General features: G+C 37.7%; 6 protein-coding genes and 1 pseudogene. 1 reads left to right on the forward strand and 6 read right to left on the reverse strand.

Annotated features, from left to right (window positions below; genetic code table 11):
• Positions 1 to 183: 183 nt before the first annotated feature.
• The 5 genes from AB4Z33_RS30225 to AB4Z33_RS30245 all read right to left on the reverse strand — a co-directional run bounded on the left by AB4Z33_RS30225 (position 184) and on the right by AB4Z33_RS30245 (position 2810).
• Positions 184 to 576, reverse strand: a complete 393-nt coding sequence (locus AB4Z33_RS30225) for a hypothetical protein (protein ID WP_442053448.1) — start codon at positions 574 to 576, stop codon at positions 184 to 186.
• A 128-nt stretch (positions 577 to 704) separates the two neighbouring features.
• Positions 705 to 1352, reverse strand: coding sequence for a hypothetical protein (locus tag AB4Z33_RS30230; protein WP_442053449.1), 648 nt, complete (start codon positions 1350 to 1352; stop codon positions 705 to 707).
• Positions 1353 to 1522: 170 nt separating this feature from the next.
• Positions 1523 to 1888, reverse strand: a complete 366-nt coding sequence (locus AB4Z33_RS30235; RefSeq protein WP_442053450.1) for a hypothetical protein — start codon at positions 1886 to 1888, stop codon at positions 1523 to 1525.
• Positions 1889 to 1988: 100 nt separating this feature from the next.
• On the reverse strand, positions 1989 to 2423 hold the full coding sequence (locus AB4Z33_RS30240; protein WP_442053451.1) for a hypothetical protein: 435 nt from the start codon (positions 2421 to 2423) through the stop codon (positions 1989 to 1991).
• 123 nt (positions 2424 to 2546) lie between these two features.
• A complete protein-coding gene (locus AB4Z33_RS30245) occupies positions 2547 to 2810 on the reverse strand; it encodes a hypothetical protein (protein ID WP_442053452.1) in 264 nt (87 codons plus the stop codon).
• 633 nt (positions 2811 to 3443) lie between these two features.
• Here AB4Z33_RS30245 and AB4Z33_RS30250 point away from each other — a divergent pair.
• Positions 3444 to 3989 (forward strand): hypothetical protein, encoded by a 546-nt coding sequence (locus AB4Z33_RS30250; protein WP_442053453.1) that lies wholly within the window; start codon positions 3444 to 3446, stop codon positions 3987 to 3989.
• Positions 3990 to 4540: 551 nt separating this feature from the next.
• On the opposite strand, the pseudogene AB4Z33_RS30255 reads toward AB4Z33_RS30250, so the two are convergent.
• Positions 4541 to 5035: pseudogene (locus AB4Z33_RS30255) on the reverse strand (hypothetical protein); the annotation flags it as partial.

The raw sequence follows: 5035 nt of genomic DNA on the forward strand, positions 1-5035 counted from the left end.
GCTTGCTGAGACGCTTGCTGAGACCCTTCCCTTGAAGCGGCCAAGCCGAGCCGACAACTGTTAACTAGCATCTTTGCTTACTTTTTAAGAGACCGTCACGTTATCCTGCCCTTAGCTTAATGAAAAATGGAGCAACTGCCCGATCGCAATCTGCTCCATGTTGAATTCAACTAAAGTTTCCAGTTAGCTTAAAAGAGAATAGTACGCTGGAAAGAGCAACGGAAGACTTGATAAAATCCCCACAATAGCGATCACTAAGGTATTAAACAACGATCTAAATATCCTCGTTAATGTTTCGCTTATGTCTCGGTTATAGAACCATGTCAATATAAAGGTCAGTATGAGATAACCAACAACAATTCCAACCCCAATCACTTTTGAGTTTGCACTTGGACCAATGTACTCTTCTCTAAAGCGATGTTGATATTCGAAACCGAATATCAAAACGTAAGAGCTAAAAAGAACAATTATTGTAACAACGGAGGAAGGGAGTAGTAGCAGATATTTTACCTTCGATTGTTTTAACAAGGCCAAAGAACTCATTTGACCATCCACTCCCATATGCGTTTTTTCCATTTTAACACAGTTTCATTAAGCATAACTGCCAGTTAGCTTAATGAAAATGTGCAGCTGCCCGATCGCAATCTGCTCCATGTTGTATTCAACTAAAGTTCTCCGTTAGCGTAATCCCAGGACATAATTGACTAGAAAGTCTTCATCGACCARGAATCAGCAAAGATGTAGATCGCTGCGGAGGGAAAGAACAAGTAAAACAATCTCTTGTTAAGAATCATCTCATTTTTTTGGATTCTCAGATGTTTAAGACAAAAATCAATAACGGGGGCTTCTCCGTCTGATAACATAGTGACATCCCTGATGCTCTCCAAATCAAACTCGATTACTGTATTTTCTTCTTGGTAGACGTAATGACTGACGTTAACAAAGGTTAACTCCGCAAATTTATGGTGCCATGAATCCAAAAGGATATCTATAAAAAGATTTTGATCATCATACCGAATGCTCCTAATTTTAGAGTCATGTGTCCCGCGAGGATTTTCATTATAATCCGTTGGTAAGCTGTGATATGGTAAGCCAAATGGCATCCCTGTTAAGTCATGCAGTTTCGGACCTATCTGAGGACCATCCATGCATTCAAACCAAAAAAGCTGATAATCTGCTGCAGGATGCTGTAACGCTCCTAATCTTCTTAATAACTCAGAATGAGATTCCATCCATACTTCACGAGTTAATTTACTCAGCTTATTATAAGACCTCTTAATTTGATTTTTTGGTATATCAGACCATGCCAGACTATAAGTAATTTCGCAAATTGTATCTATCTTACTAGCCATAAGAACTGCCMCTAATTTGAATTTTTCTTCTATATGATACCCTCCAATGCGCAAAAATTAAAGAGTTCTATCACTTTTTAACCACGTTAAACTGCCCTTTAGCTTAATGAAAAATGGAGCAGCTGCCCGATCGCAATCTGCTCCATGTGGTATTCAACTAAAGTTCCTCGTTAGTTGAATGATAGTTCGGTTTCTATCCTAAACTGAATCCATTCGATACCAGTAACTTTTGTTTTAGTGGTTAGTCCACGAAATTCCCATATTCCCGATTCCGAATTGGAAGGACCAGTAATCTGCCATTCATAAGCCAATTTCTGAGCAATTACTAGGGTTAAGAAAACGGTATGAGAAATATCCTCCTCATTTATGGATGTGCTAAAACCAACATCAAATAAAGTGGAATCCTTCCAATAACGTTCACAGGATGTAAGGGTAGCATTCGTCTCAGTAATTTCTTCAAATCTTGAGAGTAATTTCCGAGCCTTTTCCTCAGTATTCACTTTGAAAAACGCATGCCAATGAATGCTTTTATGCATTTAAATCCTCCGATAGCAATCTGCTCCATGTTGTATTCAACTAAAGTTCCCCTTTAGCTTAATCATACCTCATCGTGCATCTCCCCTTTYTGATGCTTTATTAATACGTTTTTTCAAACTGAAGCATCGTGGTAAAGGCAGATTCGATAAGTGTTTTTTTTGTGGCTAAATCCGCAAGCACTTTTTGCTGAGCTTTATTTAAATAACGTCCATCTCTTGCGACAGCGGCTATGTACTGACAAAGGCTTTCTGTCTCCTCAAAGCCCATATAATAAATAGGCTGAAGTGCAATGATAAGAAGGTTTTGGGTTATGTTGGTTCGAAACGGCGATACAGTAGCTAGCAACTTTAAATAGCCATCCGCTGCACCCTCACAGCCTTGACTGGGAATAAAACACCCCACTTTAACTGTAATTTCATCATCCGATAAATTACATATTCCGTTTTCAAGTGAAGAGAGCATCTCGTCGATTTCCTCGTGAGGTGTTTGATTGTTTGCTTTGTTGTAGATAGTTTGCCACATCGCATATTTCATTTGATTCAGTCCTTTACTCTTCTAAATGAGTTTCTAGAATATTTCACCAAATGTTGTAGCTACCCGTTACCTCAACGAACAAAGGCAACCGATCGCGTAGCCGGTTGCCTTCATGTCGTGGTGCTAACGTTCTCCGCTAGCGGAATCCCCAGGCGGCTTGCCACCGTCGTCGACCTTCGGCTGTTGCTTTCGGAGCTTGACCAGCTGCTCGTACCGTTTGCGGATTATTGGTATTGCCCCCTCGCGCAACTTTTCGAGCCTTTCAGCTGACAGACGATCGAGTTCCTCTTTCTGCTTCGAGCTGACCTTGTATACATTCGTCGTTATGATCTCACTTGTTTCATACACCGTTTTTGCTTTCTCTAGATCCTGTTTCTCCTTGTCCATGTGTCAACTCCCCCCGTTTCTCAATGGAACGGAAAACGGCATCCGTCCATCTGTAGTTCTCATTAAGCTATAGTGTCTCGTAGCTTAATAATTTAGTTTATTTAAACTATCGGTCACGGATCCATTGGATTTGGAGTATTCATCACCATATTATATAACCACCAAAATAAAAGTAAGAGGATACAACAAGATATTATTATTAGAATAACAATAACTTTACTTTTTAATTGATTCTTCATTTATTRCCTCCTCTGCATACCAAAAGTATGGTCCCTTTCTATACGAGTAATTGGAAGTGTTTGTTGCGTTAAATTGCCCGTTACTTCAATAGCGAAAGGCAGCCGATCGTATACCGGCTGCCGCGTTGTACATTAAGCTATAGTTCCCAGTTAGTTCAAGCTTTGAATTGCCTTTAGAATTTTTATGCTAAACTTTGTATCTTCATTTTTGGAACTATATTAAATTATCATCAAGTTTTTTTCTCATAAGTAAAAGGATATAGTGCTAAATCGTTTGCTGCAAGAATATCCTAATTTTTTCATAGGACCGAAACTAAATCGATGAAAATGTTGTCTATATATTACATTATGTGTCTCTATTCCAATGTACGGATGAAAGAAGGAGGCTATCCCATTGACAAATCGTTCACGATTCTGGATGAAGGTAATCATTGTAATTGAAATAATCATGTGTCTTTTAGTCATATTAAGTTATAACATAACACCTTCGGATCAGATCATTTTTGTGGGGCTTATGCCAGAATACTGGTTATTCCCTGCCCTGATTGTGTTTTTCATAATCGCTCTGATCTTTACACCAGCTATATTCAAAACTAAACGTGTACGGGTTAAAATATTATTTGCATGTATTCCAATTGTAGCAGCTGTAATGGCATATAATTTCTGTGAAATGTTTAATGAAGGTGTACTACATCCAATCACGATCAAAGAAGAAAACCTTGAACTAATTGCAACTGTAAAGTTCAATTATCCAACCATTAGATATAGTTCATTAGTTATAATGAAAAAGACTGGGCCACTGACTTATAAGATAATAAACACTCATGAATTTAAGATGGGCTATCATATCAAAAAGCAACTATTAAATAATCGTTACATGATAAAACAAGATCCACTTAGAATAGTCTTTAATGATGGCAATGAGTTTGCCATTCAATAAAGACTTAATCCAATAACTTTCKTTCYTCGATAGTTCAATCAAGCACAAAGAAATCATCAARCGACTCWCCGCTTAATTTGAATAACATTCGATAAACACCAATCTTTTTATTCCTGWATTCAATGGGAATGTATGACACAACATAATCAAATCCATATGTAATTGAATCGTATATCTTTGTCGCATCCCATTCGTCTATAAATAAAGCTATATTCTTTAGTTGGATGTTTAATTGGTYCTTTTCAAAATCAKCACCAAACACTTCGATAAATTCTTCTTGATTRTCAGTTTTATAGTTATTGAAGCAATACCAAAATCCATTGATACTTTTCTCTTCAATTTCGTTCTCTAAWGCCCATTGTCGCAACTCGGTAATCACWATACTCACATCCTTCCTACATCCAACTTTTCCCTAATCATATCAAAGAAGAACCCACCACGTAATCCTACCAGCTGGATTAATGAAAAAGAGAGCAGTTGCCGTGTGCAATCTCCTCCGTCGTGCTTTGAACTATCGTTCTCCAATAGCGTAATAAATCGTATTCGCGGCTTTATTTCAAGAAAAATTGAATATCTTCTGAGGCACTGTTAGCGTGACTCTTTACAAAATCATTTGAATCATTAAGTGCCTTTTTGACAATAGGTAGTACTTTTTCAGTTTCTAATTGTCCATGTATTCTCGCCAGGTGTCCAAAACAAAGTACCGCAATTCCTCTAACATTGTGGCTACTGTGACTGCTTAATTGCATACAAATGTCTTGAACCCACTTCCAGTCCTGCTCATTAAGGGCAAGTMCAAGTAAAGCCTCRACGATTCTATTCTCGTCATTTGACTTCAATTCCTGAAGTGCAGATTCTTTATCATACTCCTGAATTTCTTCATATCTTCCATTGTCCATTTGAGGACCCACTTTCCTTTCAAATAACTGTTCCTTAATTAAAAGTATACCACTTACCATTAAGTTAACCTCCGTTAGAATTCCTGTAAAACGAATAATTTGGAGTTTGAACAAAAACGAGCGCCTCGTTACGATGGGATTATGCAA

The sequence above is a fragment of the Paenibacillus sp. 2TAB19 genome, from assembly GCF_052115185.1.
Lineage (GTDB): Bacteria > Bacillota > Bacilli > Paenibacillales > Paenibacillaceae > Pristimantibacillus.

Excerpts from the sequence above, each read along its gene's own strand:
- AB4Z33_RS30245 (WP_442053452.1), bottom strand. The coding sequence starts at position 2,810 with ATGGACAAGGAGAAACAGGATCTAGAGAAAGCAAAAACGGTGTATGAA.
- AB4Z33_RS30240 (WP_442053451.1), bottom strand. The coding sequence starts at position 2,423 with ATGAAATATGCGATGTGGCAAACTATCTACAACAAAGCAAACAATCAA.
- AB4Z33_RS30225 (WP_442053448.1), bottom strand. The coding sequence starts at position 576 with ATGGAAAAAACGCATATGGGAGTGGATGGTCAAATGAGTTCTTTGGCC.
- AB4Z33_RS30235 (WP_442053450.1), bottom strand. The coding sequence starts at position 1,888 with ATGCATAAAAGCATTCATTGGCATGCGTTTTTCAAAGTGAATACTGAG.